15 protein-coding genes and 1 riboswitch are annotated in these 16,888 nt (G+C 55.8%); of the genes, 10 read left to right on the top strand and 5 right to left on the bottom strand.

What is annotated here, in order from left to right; genetic code table 11:
- The first annotated feature begins 738 nt into the window (after positions 1–738).
- Positions 739–2,763 carry an excinuclease ABC subunit UvrB gene (gene uvrB / locus WH279_RS03380; RefSeq protein ID WP_133841179.1) on the top strand — a complete coding sequence of 675 codons (2,025 nt, stop codon included), beginning with the start codon at positions 739–741 and terminating at the stop codon, positions 2,761–2,763.
- A gap of 639 nt (positions 2,764–3,402) precedes the next feature.
- On the opposite strand, the gene WH279_RS03385 is transcribed toward uvrB, so the two are convergent.
- Positions 3,403–4,311 carry a gluconeogenesis factor YvcK family protein gene (locus WH279_RS03385; RefSeq protein WP_339455013.1) on the bottom strand — a complete coding sequence of 303 codons (909 nt, stop codon included), beginning with the start codon at positions 4,309–4,311 and terminating at the stop codon, positions 3,403–3,405.
- A gap of 165 nt (positions 4,312–4,476) precedes the next feature.
- Positions 4,477–4,612, top strand: a riboswitch (molybdenum cofactor riboswitch).
- Here WH279_RS03385 and moaA point away from each other — a divergent pair.
- The 6 genes from moaA to WH279_RS03415 all read left to right on the top strand — a co-directional run bounded on the left by moaA (position 4,603) and on the right by WH279_RS03415 (position 8,447).
- Positions 4,603–5,589 carry a GTP 3',8-cyclase MoaA gene (moaA, locus tag WH279_RS03390; protein ID WP_159338067.1) on the top strand — a complete coding sequence of 329 codons (987 nt, stop codon included), beginning with the start codon at positions 4,603–4,605 and terminating at the stop codon, positions 5,587–5,589. (Overlaps the previous riboswitch by 10 nt.)
- Positions 5,590–5,625: 36 nt before the next feature.
- On the top strand, positions 5,626–6,141 hold the full coding sequence (gene moaB / locus WH279_RS03395) for a molybdenum cofactor biosynthesis protein B (protein WP_339455014.1): 516 nt from the start codon (positions 5,626–5,628) through the stop codon (positions 6,139–6,141).
- Positions 6,142–6,627, top strand: a complete 486-nt coding sequence (gene moaC / locus WH279_RS03400) for a cyclic pyranopterin monophosphate synthase MoaC (RefSeq protein WP_339455015.1) — start codon at positions 6,142–6,144, stop codon at positions 6,625–6,627. It abuts the gene before it with no gap.
- On the top strand, positions 6,620–6,865 hold the full coding sequence (gene moaD, locus WH279_RS03405) for a molybdopterin synthase sulfur carrier subunit (RefSeq protein ID WP_200640949.1): 246 nt from the start codon (positions 6,620–6,622) through the stop codon (positions 6,863–6,865). The genes moaC and moaD overlap by 8 nt, the downstream gene beginning before the upstream one ends.
- Before the next feature lies 1 nt (position 6,866).
- Positions 6,867–7,319, top strand: a complete 453-nt coding sequence (gene moaE, locus WH279_RS03410) for a molybdopterin synthase catalytic subunit MoaE (protein ID WP_339455016.1) — start codon at positions 6,867–6,869, stop codon at positions 7,317–7,319.
- Positions 7,320–7,355: 36 nt separating this feature from the next.
- Positions 7,356–8,447, top strand: coding sequence for a DUF1615 domain-containing protein (locus WH279_RS03415; protein ID WP_339455017.1), 1,092 nt, complete (start codon positions 7,356–7,358; stop codon positions 8,445–8,447).
- Between the two features lie 33 nt (positions 8,448–8,480).
- Here WH279_RS03415 and WH279_RS03420 read toward each other — a convergent pair whose 3' ends face one another.
- Positions 8,481–10,427 carry a methyl-accepting chemotaxis protein gene (locus WH279_RS03420; protein ID WP_339455018.1) on the bottom strand — a complete coding sequence of 649 codons (1,947 nt, stop codon included), beginning with the start codon at positions 10,425–10,427 and terminating at the stop codon, positions 8,481–8,483.
- Positions 10,428–10,676: 249 nt separating this feature from the next.
- On the opposite strand from WH279_RS03420, the gene WH279_RS03425 reads away from it, so the two are divergent.
- Complete coding sequence (locus tag WH279_RS03425) at positions 10,677–11,387, top strand: Bax inhibitor-1/YccA family protein (protein WP_133841170.1); 711 nt, start codon at positions 10,677–10,679, stop codon at positions 11,385–11,387.
- A gap of 109 nt (positions 11,388–11,496) precedes the next feature.
- Here the strand turns inward: WH279_RS03425 and WH279_RS03430 are convergent, their stop codons facing one another.
- Genes WH279_RS03430 through WH279_RS03440 form a run of 3 tightly spaced genes read right to left on the bottom strand, consistent with a single transcriptional unit; the run spans position 11,497 to position 14,452 of the window.
- A complete protein-coding gene (locus WH279_RS03430; protein WP_339455019.1) occupies positions 11,497–12,450 on the bottom strand; it encodes a lysylphosphatidylglycerol synthase domain-containing protein in 954 nt (317 codons plus the stop codon).
- The gene (gene clsB, locus WH279_RS03435) at positions 12,450–13,694 is read right to left on the bottom strand and encodes a cardiolipin synthase ClsB (RefSeq protein ID WP_200640940.1); all 1,245 of its coding nucleotides are present in this window, start codon (positions 13,692–13,694) and stop codon (positions 12,450–12,452) included. Before clsB ends, WH279_RS03430 begins: the two co-directional genes overlap by 1 nt.
- Positions 13,691–14,452: an endonuclease/exonuclease/phosphatase family protein gene (locus WH279_RS03440; protein WP_339455020.1), complete on the bottom strand. Its 762-nt coding sequence runs from the start codon at positions 14,450–14,452 to the stop codon at positions 13,691–13,693. Before WH279_RS03440 ends, clsB begins: the two co-directional genes overlap by 4 nt.
- 183 nt (positions 14,453–14,635) lie before the next feature.
- On the opposite strand from WH279_RS03440, the gene WH279_RS03445 reads away from it, so the two are divergent.
- Positions 14,636–15,025 (top strand): YbhQ family protein, encoded by a 390-nt coding sequence (locus WH279_RS03445; protein ID WP_200640936.1) that lies wholly within the window; start codon positions 14,636–14,638, stop codon positions 15,023–15,025.
- Between the two features lie 385 nt (positions 15,026–15,410).
- On the top strand, positions 15,411–16,856 hold the full coding sequence (rhlE, locus tag WH279_RS03450; RefSeq protein WP_133841165.1) for an ATP-dependent RNA helicase RhlE: 1,446 nt from the start codon (positions 15,411–15,413) through the stop codon (positions 16,854–16,856).
- Positions 16,857–16,888 lie beyond the last annotated feature (32 nt).

Below are 16,888 nucleotides of genomic sequence, written 5' to 3' on the forward strand. Positions count from 1 at the left end.
GGCCAAAAATACACAAAGTGGTAACATTGACGGCGGCTATTGGTGAGCGGCGCTAAACAATGGCTCGTGGTCAACCGCACGCTGCACCGGGCCAGTGCCGCAGGTGAAACGGTCATGGTGCAACTGCCATGTAAAATGGCAAAACCGAAAATCGGAAGCGATAAAAAGGCAGGGTACCCGTGGGTCAAAACGGTGCATAACTTGCCCGTTTATCTGCACAGCTGCTCCCTTTCCGTGACGAAAAAAAAGCAAAAAAAAATATTTGGCGCCCAGACAGGAGCGTGGGGACGATTTATACATATCAGACGGGTCAGGCGCTGAAAACAGTTATCCACTATTCCTGTGGATAACCTTGTGCATTAACGTCTGAAAACCTGCGCAATGCGAGAGCGGACGCGGCTTTGGCTCGGGTTGGTGTGAAACTCGACTTATTGATAAAGTTCTTTTAAATCAATTTGTTATTTAAAATCAATACAGGTAAATATCCTGGCTTGATCCGTCAGCGCTTTTGGTGGGCGGCTATTGACAAATGTTAAAATGCTAAACTATCTGGGGATAAGCCTTTCGGACACTTTCCGCATACGTTTGCGCACCGGGCGGCAAAAGTGCGGCTTTGCGTTTCTTTGAAGCAGTATGAAAAATACCTGGGATTTTATCCAGCCTTTTTTGCTGGCAAAATCGTCACGGCAGAGTAGAATTACAGTCCGGTTCGTGTCCCTCTTCATCAGGTAGCCTGTTATGAGCAAAGTGTTTAAACTCAACTCCGATTTCAAACCTTCAGGCGATCAGCCGGAAGCGATTCGCCGCCTGGAAGAGGGGCTGGAAGATGGCCTGGCGCATCAAACGTTATTGGGCGTAACCGGATCAGGTAAAACCTTTACGATTGCCAACGTGATTGCCGATCTCAATCGGCCGACGATGGTACTGGCACCCAATAAGACGCTGGCGGCGCAGCTTTACGGCGAGATGAAAGAGTTCTTCCCCGATAACGCGGTGGAGTACTTTGTCTCTTACTACGACTATTACCAGCCTGAAGCCTATGTCCCCAGTTCTGACACCTTTATCGAAAAAGATGCCTCGGTAAACGAACACATTGAGCAGATGCGTCTTTCTGCCACCAAAGCCCTGCTCGAACGGCGCGATGTGATTGTGGTGGCCTCAGTGTCAGCAATTTACGGCCTGGGTGACCCGGACCTCTATTTGAAGATGATGCTGCACCTGTCACGTGGCATGGTTATTGACCAGCGCGCGATCCTGCGTCGGCTGGCCGAGCTGCAATACACCCGCAATGACCAGGCTTTCCAGCGCGGAACGTTCCGCGTGCGCGGTGAAGTCATCGATATCTTCCCGGCAGAGTCTGACGACTATGCGCTGCGCATTGAGCTGTTTGATGAAGAAGTCGAACGCTTATCCATTTTCGATCCGCTAACCGGGCAGATTGACTCGGTGGTGCCGCGTTATACCATCTACCCCAAAACCCACTATGTGACCCCGCGTGAGCGCATTCTGCAGGCGATGGAAGAGATCAAAGTGGAGCTGGTTGACCGTAAACAGGTGCTGCTGGCTAACAATAAGCTGCTGGAAGAGCAGCGAATCAGCCAGCGAACCCAGTTTGACCTGGAGATGATGAACGAGCTGGGTTACTGCTCGGGCATTGAAAACTACTCCCGCTATCTTTCCGGGCGTGGCCCTGGTGAGGCACCGCCTACGCTGTTTGACTATTTGCCCGCCGATGGCCTGCTGGTCATTGATGAATCCCACGTGACGATCCCACAAATCGGCGGGATGTATCGCGGCGACCGGGCGCGTAAAGAGACGCTGGTCGAGTACGGTTTCCGCCTGCCATCAGCGCTGGATAACCGCCCGATGAAATTTGAAGAGTTTGAAGCGCTGGCGCCGCAAACCATCTATGTGTCCGCGACTCCCGGCAACTATGAGCTGGAGAAATCGGGTGGAGACGTAGTGGATCAGGTGGTGCGTCCCACCGGCTTGCTTGACCCGACCATTGAGGTGCGCCCGGTAGGGACGCAGGTCGACGATCTGCTGTCTGAGATCCGTAAACGCGTGGTGATAAACGAGCGCGTGCTGGTCACGGTGCTGACCAAACGTATGGCAGAGGATCTCACCGAGTATCTGGAAGAACACGGCGAGCGGGTGCGGTACCTGCACTCAGATATCGATACCGTGGAGCGCGTGGAGATTATCCGCGACCTGCGCCTCGGTGAGTTTGATGTGCTGGTGGGGATTAACCTGCTGCGTGAAGGGCTGGATATGCCCGAAGTGTCGCTGGTGGCAATCCTCGATGCGGATAAAGAGGGCTTCCTGCGCTCTGAACGCTCACTGATCCAGACCATTGGCCGCGCGGCGCGTAACCTCAACGGTAAGGCGATCCTCTACGGTGATAAAATCACGCCGTCTATGGCACGTGCGATCAGCGAAACGGAACGGCGTCGTGAAAAGCAGGAGCAGCACAACCTGGAAAACGGCATTGTACCGCAGGGCCTGAATAAGAAAATTGCGGACATTCTGGAGCTGGGCCAGGGGCTGGCGAAGAACAAAGCGAAGGTGCGCAGTATGAAAGGGCGCAGCATTGTGGAAGACGATCCGGAATATGTTGATCTGTCACCAGGTGGATTGCAGAAACGCATCCACCAGCTGGAAGCTCAAATGCAAAAGCATGCACAGAATCTGGAGTTCGAAGAGGCCGCCCAGGTACGCGACCAGCTACACAAGGTGCGCGAACTGTTTATCGCGGCATCTTAGCGTAGGGTCTGACCCGATTCTGTAGGGGCGACCCCTGAGGGATCCCCACAAAACAAGACCTGCATTATTTGCAGCCACCTTCTTTTCCGGTCGGCCAGTGACGCGGGCCTGCACGATGGTTCAGGTCAACGTCAAGGGCGTTTCGCTTTCCCGCTGCGCGGGCTGAGCGACCCAGGGCGGCCAGTCGCCGCCGCCCTGGGGACCCGGGCTTTGCGGCAGGCGCTGCGTCCACTGCGTGGATACCTTCGCAAGCATCGTTCACCGACGGAGCAGTCGTGACGGCACATCCCTGTGCCGGCTCTCCCTCTCACCGCCGTCCTGGCGGTTCGTCCTGGTTCACTGTGCTTCCTCAGCGCTGCTGAATGCCGCCTCAACGTCAAAATCCAGGTCAAAACCCAGATCCAAAATCCTGATTCAAATCAATCCGCAGAGACTGTCACATGGTGGGGGTTGTAATACCTACAGCGAGCAGACGTTCTGCGGGGATGGGGCCAGTTTGAGGTAAGCCGGACGTCACGGGGCAGGGACGCCGCGTGACGAGGCCCGCATGGATGCGGCAGTTGCCGATCCGGTGTGCTCAAACTGGCCTCAGACCTGAAGCGGAATGATCAGACATTAATTTTTCCGGTCGCCCCGTCTTTATACCATTGCCTGCACTGCGTGCTCCAGCGCCAGACGTAGCAACAGGCGATCGTGGCGATACGGAATATCCCCGGCTTCCAGCGGCTCCTGAATGATCAGTCGCCCGTCGAGTTGGCTGCTGTCGACCTTTGGCCCCAGCACCAGCGCATCAATCACGCGTTTGCCTATCGCCTTCTCCATCATGGCCAGCTTATCGGTGACCGTCAGCTTCGCGGCTGCCGGGCTGAGTTCTTTCCCGAGATTACCAATAAACACCATCGTGGCCGGCGTGCGGCGCAGGGCCTGAGCAATCTCTGGCAGCAGCAGAACAGGCATCAGGCTGGTGTAAAAACTGCCCGGACCAATCAGGATCAAATCGGCTTCGCCTATGGCCTCCACCGCTTCACGCGTGGCGCTGACTTTGGGGGCGAGCATCAGCTCCTGCGGCGGTTGTATCATCTGATCAATTTCAGTTTCGCCGTATATCAGATGGCCTTCCTCATCCAGCGCCACCAGGTCAACCGGCTGCTCGGACATCGGGATCAGGAATGCATCCACCTTCAGTAAATTGCGGATCAGATTGATAGCTTCAAACGGCCTGACGCTGAGGTGATCGAGGGCTTTCAGCATCAGGTTGCCGAGGTTATGCCCTGCCAGCTCACCGTTACCGGCAAAACGGTACTCAAACATGGCGGAAGCAACGCTCGGTTCGGCGATCAGCTGATTCAGGCAATTACGCATATCGCCCCAGGCGATACCGCCTTCAGAGCGGCGTATTCGCCCGGTAGAACCCCCGTTATCGGTGGTGGTGACAATGCCGGTCAGGCGGGAACCCAAAGGTGAAAGGGCGGACATCACACGGCCCAGACCGTGTCCTCCCCCTAATGCCACCACGCGGTCGAGGTCAGCTAACGTGCGATTTCGCATAATATCCATTCGTCATGTGATGAAACTGTTATGAGCCTTATTTTACGCTAAACGTCCGCTAAAATGCCGTGAAAATACGTTATGTATAATAATATACAGCGAAACACTGCACTGGTAACCCTGCTGTATTAGCGCTAACATTTGCGTTATCACGGTTTACCGATGTTCGGTGAATCACACTTAAGCCCTGATACCTGTGTCCTCAAGGATATGGTGTCCTGGCCGCAACCGTTGAGTTGCCAGGGTGCAGAAAGAAATGACTGCATCTCCCTATCTGGAAAGGTGTCACAGGTGCCACAATTTACTGATAACTTCGCGCGCAGGTTTTATTACCTGCGCCTGTCGATCACCGACGTGTGCAATTTCCGTTGCACTTACTGTCTGCCCGACGGTTATAAACCGCAGGGCGCGCAGAACAAAAGCTTCCTGTCGCTGGATGAAATCCGCCGCGTCACACGTGCCTTCGCCGCAGCAGGTACGGAAAAAGTGCGCCTGACGGGCGGTGAACCTTCCATGCGCCGTGATTTTACCGAGATCATCGCGGCCGTGCGTGAAAATCCTTCCATTCGCCAGATAGCTCTCACCACCAACGGTTATCGCCTGAAGCGCGATGTCGCGCAGTGGCGTGCTGCCGGGCTGACCGCGCTGAATGTTAGTATCGACAGCCTGGATGCGCGCCAGTTTCATGCCATCACCGGGCAGGATAAATTTGATGACGTGATGCGCGGGATTGATGCGGCCTTCGACGCCGGATTCAGCAAGGTAAAAGTCAACACCGTACTGATGCGTGACGTCAATCATCAAAGCCTTGATACCTTCCTCGACTGGATACGCACCCGTCCGATTCAATTGCGTTTTATTGAACTGATGGAAACCGGTGACGGTGGTGCACTGTTCCGCAAACACCATGTTTCCGGCCAGGTGATCCGCGACCAGTTACTGCAACAGGGCTGGGTGCAGCAACTGCGCGCCCGTAGCGACGGCCCGGCGCAGGTGTTCAGTCATGCGGATTATCAGGGTGAAATTGGCCTGATCATGCCGTATGAAAAAGACTTTTGCGCCAGCTGCAACCGTCTGCGCGTCTCTGCCACGGGAAATCTTCATCTTTGCCTGTTTGGCGATGGCGGTGTGCCGCTGCGTGATTTGCTGGCCGATGACAGTCAGCAGGCCGAACTGCAGGCGCGCATTGCCGGCAGCCTGACGACGAAGAAAGAGACGCATTTTCTCCATCAGGGGAATACCGGTATTACACAGAATCTCTCGTTTATCGGCGGCTAACAGCCGACGATACAGGCGTTAATCTAAGGAGTATATATGGGCAAAGGATCAACGGATTTTATCCCCCTTAACGTGGCGGTGCTCACCGTCTCCGATCGCCATACTGCTGACACTGACAGCTCCGGCGACTACCTGCGCGAAGCGCTGGCAGAGGCCGGGCACCACACGGTGGAGAGCGGTATCGTGGCGGATAACCGCTACGGTATTCGTGCTGAAGTCTCGCGCTGGATCGCCAGCGATAATGTGCAGGTGGTGCTGATTAACGGCGGCACGGGGTTTAACGAGAAAAACGCCACGCCGGAGGCGTTACTGCCGCTGTTCGATCGCGAGATTGAAGGCTTTGGCGAACTGTTCCGCATGATCTCCTATGAAGATATTGGTACGTCCACCCTGCAATCGCGTGCGGTGGCCGGTTTAGCCAATAACACCCTGATTTTCGCCATCCCGGGATCCACCGGCGCCTGCCAGCTCGCCTGGGAGCGCATCATTCAGGATCAGCTTGATGCCCGCACCCGTCCCTGCCACTTTGTTTCGCATGTGAAGAAGCCGTAAATGTCTCAGTTAACGCATATTAATGCCGCCGGAGAGGCGCATATGGTGGATGTGTCCACCAAACAGGAAACCGTGCGTGAAGCACGGGCGGAAGCCTATGTCGTCATGCGTCCTGAAACGCTGCAAATGATTATCGACGGCAGCCATCACAAAGGGGATGTGTTCGCCACGGCGCGCATCGCCGGTATTCAGGCCGCCAAACGCACCTGGGAGTTGATCCCACTCTGCCACCCGTTGCTGCTGAGCAAGGTCGAAGTGTCGTTAAGCGCCGAACCTGAACATCACCGGGTACGCATTGAATCGCTGTGCCGCCTGACGGGGAAAACCGGGGTTGAGATGGAAGCGCTGACTGCTGCATCGGTCGCTGCGTTAACGATTTACGATATGTGTAAAGCCGTGCAGAAAGATATCACCATTGAGCAGTGTCGCCTGTTAAGTAAGAGCGGCGGGAAATCCGGTGATTTCCAGGCGGTGGTCCATGATTAACGTGCTGTTTTTCGCCCAGGTGCGCGAACTGGTCGGTATTGATCGCCTTGAACTGCCCGCGGAATATCAGAATGTAGAAGCCCTGCGCAGCCAGCTGGCGCAGCAGAGCGATCGCTGGGCGCTGGCGCTGGAATCCGGCAAGCTGCTGGCAGCGGTCAATCAAACGCTGGTGTCGATGCAGCATCCTGTTCGTGCCGGGGATGAAGTCGCCTTCTTCCCACCGGTCACCGGGGGTTGAGATGGATACCCGTATTCGCGTCGGCAGTGCGCCCTTTAGCATGAGTGATGAATACCAGTGGCTGGCGGCATCCGATCTTGACGGTGCCGTGGTGACGTTCACGGGTAAGGTGCGCAACCACAATCTGGGGGATAACGTCAGCGCCCTCAGGCTGGAACACTATCCCGGTATGACCGAAAAAGCCCTGGCAGAGATTGTCGATGAGGCGCGAGCGCGCTGGCCGATGCAGCGTGTGACGGTGATCCATCGTATTGGTGAGCTGTTCCCCGGCGATGACATCGTGCTGGTGGGCGTTAGCGGTGCGCACCGGGGAGCGGCGTTTGCCGCCGCAGAATTTATCATGGATCAGCTAAAGACCCGTGCCCCGTTCTGGAAGCAGGAAGCCACCGCTGAAGGTGACCGCTGGGTCGCCGCGCGTGACAGCGACCATCAGGCCGCAGAGCGCTGGAAATAGTGCATTTATCACGTTGACTCTGCCTTGAGGATTTTCATGCGCCGGATTGAACTGCATCATCTTTTGCCGCTGGCCCTGCTGGTGCTGGCGGGTTGTAGCCATCAGCCGTCGGACACAGCATCTCAGCCGCGCCCGACCGATGTAAAAGCCGATATTGCCCGTCTGCTACCTGCTGACGTCAGCGATCGTCAGGGGTGGGCGCAGGATATTTTCGTGGCATTTAACAGCCAGAATATCGTACCCAACGTCAGCAATCTCTGTGCCGTCATTGCGGTGACCGGTCAGGAATCAAACTTCAGCGCCGATGCTACCGTGCCGGGCCTGCCAAAAATTGCCTGGGCGGAGATTGATCGCCGTGCCGGGCAATTGCATATTCCCTCCTTCCTGGTGCGCACCGCGCTGATGATCAATTCACCGACCGGCAAAAGTTATGCCTGGCGTCTGGATCACGTCAAAAGTGAGAAAGAACTGAGCGCGGTATTTGATGATTTTATCGATATGGTGCCGATGGGGCAGAAGCTGTTTGGCAACCTGAACCCCATCCATACGGGCGGGCCGATGCAGGTCAGTATTGCCTTTGCGGAAGCCAATGCCAAAGGGTATCCGTATCAGGTGGACGGTTCTGTTCGCCGCGAAGTCTTTTCCCGCCGGGGAGGCATGTGGTTTGGCACCCGGCACCTGCTCGGCTATCCGGCTAATTATCCGTCGCCGCTGTATCGCTTTGCCGACTTTAATGCAGGCTGGTACGCCAGCCGCAATGCGGCATTCCAGGCGGCAGTGTCGCGGTTAAGTGGCATTAAGCTGGCGCTGGATGGTGACCTGATCAACTACGGTTCCGACAGTGCAGGATCGACCGAGAAGGCGGTACGTACTCTGGGTAAGCGGCTGGATTACAGTGACCGGGCGATTCGCCGTGCGCTGGAGAAAGGCGACAGCATCGATTTCGAGAAAACCGATCTGTGGAAGTCTGTGTTTGCGCTTGCTGAAAAGGATGCCGGGAAAAAACTGCCGCGTGAGGTGTTTCCGGGTATCAAGCTGGAGAGTCCGAAGATTACCCGTAATCTCACCACCGCGTGGTTTGCCCAGCGGGTGAACAGCCGATATCAGCGCTGTATCGATCGTCATTAACAGGGACGGGCATGCCCGTCCCCTACAGCTGTCTTACACTGATTGCAGTTTGAAAATCTGCACCGTCTGCGCCAGCGTCTTCGCCTGATCTTCCAGCGAAGCCGCAGCCGCGGCCATCTCCTGAACCAGCGCGGAGTTTTGCTGCGTTGCGCCATCCATCTGGTTCACGGCGACCGTCACCTGACCAATACCCTGTGATTGCTCATCAGAGGCATGCACAATTTCCCCGATAATGGTTTTCACCGAGTTCACCGCCTGGGTCATCTCCTGCATGGTTTTTCCGGCGCTTTGCACCAGCGTTACCCCCTGATCAACACGCTGAGTCGATTCACTGATCAGCGCAGAAATATCCTTCACTGCGTTGGCACTGCGCTGGGCCAGATTGCGCACCTCTGCCGCCACAACGGCAAAACCGCGTCCCTGTTCTCCGGCACGTGCAGCTTCAACCGCTGCGTTCAGCGCCAGGATGTTGGTCTGGAAAGCGATACTGTTGATAATGCTGGTGATAGCACCGATTTTCTGCGAGCTTTCATCGATCTGTTGCATGATCTTCACCACCTGCGATACCAGATGCTCACCGCGTTGGGCAATATCCGTGGCATTTTCGGTCAGTGCCGTGGCCTGATGGGCATTATCAGCGTTATGTTTTACCGTTGCCGTTAACTGCTCCATGCTGGCTGCTGTCTCTTCCAGCGCTGCCGCCTGCTGTTCGGTACGGGAGGCGAGGTCAAGGTTGCCGCTGGCAATTTCTTCTGCACCCTGGCGCACGGAATCGCTGGCTGAGATAATCTCACCGACCATATTGCGCAACTGATGCTGCATGGTCTGCATGGCGAAGAAAATACTTTGCTGATCGTTCGCTTTCACCGGAATATTGGCGCTGAGATCGCCTTCCGACACGGCCATGGCGATATCTGCCGCCTGACGCGGTTCGCCACCAATAGGCGTTGCCACTTTACGGCTGAAGATCACGCCCAGCACGCCGCACACCACAATGATACTGATCAGCATCATCGCCACTGCGTACATTAACTGGCGGTTAGCGGCGGCCATCACCAAATCAACCGGAGCGACAACGCTGAGATACCATGAAGCTTTACTGTTACCGACGGTCACCGGACGCCAGGTTTGCAGTACCTTTTCGCCCAGTACCGGATCAAAGCGTTCGACCATTTTGGTGGTGAAGCCGTCAGTTTCGCCTTTGTACTGCTTACCGGCATCCGCTTTATTAGGACTGGAAACCACTTTACCGGCGGTGGAAATCAGCATGGCATAGCCGCTGCCTTCCCAGGGTTTGATTTTACTGACACGCTCTTGCAGCGAGGCGAGGGAGATATCAGAGGTGGTGACCGCTTTCAATTTACCGTCATCGACAATGACCGCAGAAACCGACGTCAGCAGGGTAGGGATGCCGTTATAAGCGTAGCTGTAGGGTTCGGTCAGGGTGTCGCGCTCAAGTTTGCGCGGCACCAGGTAGTAGTCACCCTGGCCTGGTGTCAGGAACGATCCCATAAAGTGCGCTTTATAGTTTCCTGCCTGGTCACGGTCAACAAAACGGGCAAAACGCCCGGCGGGTGGCGATCCTGGCTGGCTGGCGAACTCGGCATCGCGGCCGTCAAAGGCATCAGGTTCGAACACCACCGACATCGACAGGTAGTTTGGGTTGAGTTTCAGGGAGTAGATCATCTGCTGTTCTGCAACAGCGCGATCGCTGATGCCAGAGGCACGCAGGGCGACCAGGCTCTGTCCCATCGACGTGGCGACAGTACGGGCATAATCCAGTTCATTCTGTACGGCCAGTGCCTGGCTTTGGGCGATCTGACCGAGATAATCTTCAGCCAGCTTTCTTTGCTGCTGGCTGGACTGCCAGCTGAGCAGTCCAATCGTCACGCTGAAACCAAGGGTGATAGTCAGCACCCCGGTCAGCAGCATCAGTGTACGGGTACTCATTTTCTTTTTTGGAACCGACTGACTCTGCATCTGACTTCCCCCGATGTGGCAATAATGTGATCGCTATGTGTCTTCTTGTAACTAAAGTTTTCCCTGTGAGCGATCTATCGGCAGAAGCTGCACGATCTTTATCCGCTTATTGTTTCATCCCGTAATAAATTCAACAGGCAATCAATCTGGCAAAAAGAGCACGTTTGCAGGGTGGCGGAGCGGGTGGGGTTTGTGCCAAGCTAATAGCGGATCTAACCGTAATTTCATTCACCTTTTAAGGGGAGCATCATGGACCGATATCCACGTTCCAGTGATTCAATCGTGCAGCGTGCCAGCACCGGCCTGTCTGTTTATATGGCGCAGGTCTACGGCTGGATGACCTGTGGACTGCTGTTAACCGCCTTTATCTCCTGGTATGCGGCCAATACGCCGCAGGTGATGGAACTGGTGTTTGCCAATCGTATTACCTTCTTTGGCCTGATTATCGTGCAGTTGGGGCTGGTGTTTGTGCTGTCGGGGATGGTGCATAAACTTAGCGGCACCGTTGCTACCGGTCTGTTTATGCTCTATTCGGCACTGACCGGACTGACGATGGCGAGTATTTTCCTCGTGTATACCTACTCTTCCATTGCCAGCACTTTCCTGGTGACGGGCGGGATGTTTGGTGCCATGAGTCTGTGGGGCTACACCACGAAACGCGATCTGAGCGGAATGGGCAGCATGCTGTTTATGGCGCTGATCGGCATCGTACTGGCATCACTGGTGAACATCTGGCTGAAGAGCACGGCACTGATGTGGGCGGTAACCTACATTGGGGTAGTGGTGTTTGTTGGTCTGACGGCGTATGACACCCAGAAGCTGAAAAATATCGGTGAAGGGATCGACGTTAATGATAAAGAGAACCTGCGTCGCTTCTCCATTATGGGGGCGCTGACGCTGTATCTCGACTTTATCAACCTGTTCCTGATGCTGCTGCGGATTTTCGGCAACCGCCGTTAAAAACAGAGTGGGCGAGGCGTGCCTCGCACACTCTGTGTCTGCATGTCCCGAAGGTGTCAGGCGCGCGTCTGAAATCACGTAGGGGTCAGGCATGCCTGACCCGCTATCACTACGTTGACAAATTCTTCGCCCGTAACGATTTCGCCCGGCCTTCCAGCCATAAATACAGCACCAGCGCCAGCAGCAGCGGGGCAATAAAATAGAGCACCCGATAGGCCAGCAGCGCGGCGATAATCGCACCATGCGAAATCGGTTCACCGCGCAATAATGCCAGGAACACCGCCTCCAGCACGCCAATTCCGGCCGGAATATGAATGATCACCCCGGCAATACTGCTGATCAGCAATACGCCCAGCACCTGCGGGAAATCCACTTTCTGCATCAGCAACAGCCAGATAGTGGCGCCCATCACCAGCCAGTTGGCGCTGGATACCGCAAACTGAATCAGCGCCATTCGCAGTGACGGCAGCGCCAGCTTCTGTCCTTTGATCGTCCAGCGCCGTTTTTTTGAGAATGCACACAGCGCCAGATACGCCACCACAAAAGCCAGCAGTGCGAAGCCCGTGATACGCAGGGTGCCGGCACCGATAAACCAGCCGCCTGGCACGCTGACCATGCCAGCGCTGAACACCACGCCGGCCACCAGTACATAACCCAGCCAGTTAGTCGCGATACTCAGTGAGAAGATGCGCGTAATGGTGCTGCCGTCCAGGCCCAGTCGTGAGTAAAGGCGATAGCGCATCGCTACGCCGCCCACCCAGGTACTGAGCGTCAGATTAAAGGCGTAACAGATAAACGACACCAGCATGACCTGGCGTTTTTCCAGCTTGTGCCCGCAGTAGGCCCGGCCGATCAGGTCATACAGACCGTAGGTCAGGTAACTGACCACCACCAGCGCCACTGAACCTAAAATGGCCAGCCGGTTATAATTGACCACCACATTCCAGACATCGGCCCAGTTCACCTGGCGGGCGTAGACGACCAACAGCACAATAACCGCGATAAAAAACAGCCAGGTGAGGACTTTTCGCGTACGTTTCCAGAGTAACGAGGAGGTTGCCATCAGAGTTTTGCGCCCCCATTTTCCGGTTCAACGCGATCCTGAGTTTCCATCTCCGGCTGAACCGGTACAGGTACCTGGGCCAGTTTCGGCGTATGGGCAGGCAGCCAGCCTGCAATTGCCGGGAAGTGGCGCAGAAAGTGGAACACCACCACATTTTTAGTGAGCTGCCACCAGCTGCGTGACGGTAGCTGACTTTCCTGCACCCGCTGACAGTCGGCTGACAGCAAGCCCTCCAGGTTATCACGCACCTGCTGATTAAATTCACGATCGTGGATCATCAAATTGGCTTCCAGATTCAGCGACAGACTCAACGGATCAAGGTTGCTGGAGCCCACCGTTGCCCACTGACTGTCCTGCACCGCAATTTTGGCATGCAGCGGGCGACGGCAATACTCATAGACTTCCACGCCGCCCTCCACCAGGTAGTTGTACAACAGCTCGGCCCCCACTTTGACAATCGGCATATCCGGTTTGCCCTGCACGATAAGGCGCACGCGCACCCCGCGCCGCGCCGCCTGACGCATCTCACGCAGCAGACGATAGCCGGGAAAGAAATAGGCATTGGCGATGATCACATCCTGTCTGGCGCTTTTCAGCATCTCGATATAATGCTGCTCGATATCGTCGCGGTGCTGGTGATTATCACGATAAACCAGCAATGCCTGAGCATCCCCGGGCGTGGCATTGTGTGCCGGGCGGTGAGAACGGTGCCCCCACCAGCGGTAGTGTTTTTGTTCGCTGCCGATCTCCTGCTGCACATAGTGTGCAATATCGTCAACAATCGGGCCTTTCACCTCAACGGCATAATCCTGCTTGGCCTCCGGGCCAAAGCTGGCGTTATGCTCTGCGGAATAATTGATGCCCCCGACGAAAGCGATGGTGCCATCGACGACCACGATTTTACGGTGCAGGCGGCGGAACAGGTTGGTGCGCATCCCCAGCACCAGCGGACGCGGATCATAATAGAGAAAACGTACCCCCTGCGATGTCAGGCTGTGCACGAACGCGTCAGAGAGGTCCGGTGAACCATATCCATCCACCATCATCTCAATTTTTACCCCGCGCTGCGCGGCCGCCAGCAGTTCCTCATGGAGGGCGTTACCCACGTCATCCTCAAACAGGATAAACGTCTCCAGCAGCAGGCTGTGCTGTGCGCGGCGGATCGCCCCAAATACCCGGGGGAAAAATTCTTCACCGTTCTCCAGCAACGTAATCTGGTTGCCCTCACGCCAGTTCAGGTTCATAGGTGGATCTCCACGGCGAGTGGGGCGTGGTCGGAGAGATGTGACCACGGGCGTAACGGGATGGTTTGCGGATGGCTAATGCCCGCATTGCGCACATAGATACGGTCGAGCCGCAGCAGAGGAAAGCGGGCAGGGAAGGTGCGTGCCGGACGGCCATTTTTGCGGCTGAACACCTCTTCCATCCCGGCCTCACGCTTCAAAATGGCATTCGCCCGCTGGCGCCAGTCATTGAAATCGCCGGCGATCACCACCGGTGCTTCCGGCGGCAATTCATTGACCAGCTGACACATCATGCGCAACTGCGCTTTACGATGTGCCTCGCGCAGGCCTAGATGTACGCAGAGAATATGCAGCGTAATGGGGGAGTCCGGCACCTGCATCTGGCAATGCAAAATGCCGCGTTTTTCCGTGCCCGCAACAGAGATATCCCGGTTTTGATAATCGACGATCGGCAGACGTGATAACACGGCGTTGCCGTGATGCCCCTCCGGATAGACCGCGTTGCGCCCATAGGCAAAGTCCTTCCACATGGTATCCGCCAGAAATTCGTAATGAGGGGTTTCAGGCCAGTCAGCTACGCGTAACTGATGCAACGCATGGCTGCCCATCACTTCCTGTAACAGCACAATATCCGCCCCGGTGTTGCGAACAGCATCACGCAGTTCAGGCAAGATAAAGCGACGGTTAAAGGCGTTAAACCCCATATGTGTATTGATCGTCAGGACTTTAAATGAAAATCCTTGCGCTTTTTGTGACATACTGATGACGCTACCTTCAAAACTAATGAAGGATAAAGTGTAGTCTTTGTCACAAAAGTGTGGCGGGATATGCGTTAATTTGCAGCATAATCCGAAAACTACGTTAGTCTGAGGAAATATGTTACTGACCTGTGTCAGTAACCCGCTTGGGTAACCTTTAACGGAGGTTGCCAGGAGAAGAGCATGAAATGGTCTAATCGTATTCAGATTGTCACCGGACAAAACTGCGTACATATCGCACTGCACCTGCTGCTGATTGCTGCGTTGGTGTGGGGGTGGAAACATCAGGCCCTGTTACAGGTCAGCACGATTTTACTGGCGATGTATGTCAGTGTGTTTGCCGCGATGTTACTGACCCAGCGTTTGCCGCGTCTGCGGCGTATTGGCGATTTCCTGGAAGATGTGACCACCACTTACTATTTTGGTGCCGCAATGCTGGTGCTGTTGGTGCTGTCACGAGTCGTCCATAATAACCTGCTGCTGTGTGCCGCAGGCGTCGTCATGTTAGCCGGCCCGGCGCTGGTCTCCCTGCTGGTGAAAGAGCGGGTGCAACCGAGTCAGCGCCCACGCTAAACCCCACGGGCCACTTCGGTGGCCCGTTTGTTTTGTGCCCTCTCTAAGTCGTTTCACCTCTCCTTCCAGTATCCGCAAGACCCCCACGGGCCGCAGTGTCAGGCCAGTCGCTTGATAAATTACCGGCATGACAATAAGCAGGGTGACGTTAATGCGCTGTAGGCAACAGCAAGCGATCGTTTGTGCACTGTTACAGGCTGTAGCGCATTTTCGGATAACACGATAAGAATAACTCCCTGTGCAGCGTAGGGATCTGTTATAATGCCCGGCTTACGCACCGTGGTTTGTGCTCTCATTCAAGCGTCAGGAATGATCCTGGCGTCAACTCTCCCCCTGGAAACTACACCGCTATGCGGTCAGGGCGGATCCGGAGTCAGTCAACTTTATGTCATTTGATTCTCTCGGCCTTAACGCCGATATTTTGCGCGCTGTTGCAGAACAGGGCTATAACGAGCCGACGCCTATTCAGCGCCAGGCTATCCCGGTAGTCCTTGCTGGCCGCGACCTGATGGCCAGCGCACAGACCGGTACCGGTAAAACCGCAGGTTTCACCCTGCCACTGCTGCAGCTGTTAAGCAGCAACAATCCGCACCCTAAAGGCCGTCGCCCGGTGCGCGCACTGATTTTGACCCCGACCCGCGAACTGGCGGCTCAGGTGGGCGAAAACGTGCAGGAATACAGTAAATATCTGGATATGCGTTCGCTGGTGGTCTTCGGTGGCGTGAGCATCAACCCGCAGATGATGAAACTGCGCGGTGGTGTGGATGTGCTGGTTGCGACCCCGGGTCGCCTGCTGGATCTTGAGCACCAGAACGCCCTTGATTTGTCTCAGGTTGAAATCCTGGTCCTGGACGAAGCGGACCGTATGCTGGATATGGGCTTCATCCACGACATCCGCCGCGTGCTGGCAAAACTGCCTGCAAAACGTCAGAACCTGCTGTTCTCTGCCACTTTCTCTGATGAGATTAAAACCCTGGCGGAAAAACTGCTGCACAACCCGGAACAAGTGTCCGTGGCGCGCCGCAACACGGCTTCTGAGCAGGTGACGCAGCATGTGCATATGGTTGATAAGAAACGTAAGCGCGAGCTGTTATCGTTCCTGATTGGTCGTGACAACTGGCAGCAGGTGCTGGTGTTTACCCGTACCAAGCACGGTGCTAACCATCTGGCTGAACAGTTAAATAAAGACGGCATCACGTCTGCTGCTATTCACGGTAACAAGAGCCAGGGCGCACGTACCCGTGCACTGAGCGACTTTAAAGACGGCAAAATTCGTGTGCTGGTGGCAACGGATATCGCTGCCCGTGGTATCGATATCGAAGAGCTGCCTCACGTAGTGAACTACGAACTGCCAAACGTGCCGGAAGACTATGTACACCGTATTGGTCGTACCGGTCGTGCGGCCGCGGTGGGTGAAGCGTTGTCACTGGTCTGTGTGGATGAGCTGAAGCTGCTGCGTGATATCGAACGCGTACTGAAGCGTGAAATCCCGCGTATGGCGATTGACGGCTACGAGCCAGACCCAAGCATCAAAGCAGAACCGATCATCAACGGTCGCCAGCAGCAGCGTGGCGGAGCCGGTGGCGGCGGTGGACGCGGTCGTGGCGGCCCGGGCCAGGGTCAACGCAGCAACAGCGGTGGCGATCGCAGTGCCAGCGGCAGTCGTACCGGTAACGGCGGCGGCGGCAATGGCGGCGAACGTCGTCAGGGCAATGCGAATGGCAGCAGTGCAGGAGCCCCACGCGGCGCCCGTCCTGAAGGCGGTAATGCTGGCGCCCCACGCGTCAATAAAACCCGTCCACGTCGTTCCAACCCTGCGAACAACGGCTAATTTATCAGGGGGAAGCGCCCGCTTCCCCCTTT

Source organism: Erwinia sp. MYb375 (assembly GCF_037479175.1).
In the GTDB taxonomy this organism is placed as follows: domain Bacteria; phylum Pseudomonadota; class Gammaproteobacteria; order Enterobacterales; family Enterobacteriaceae; genus Erwinia; species Erwinia rhapontici.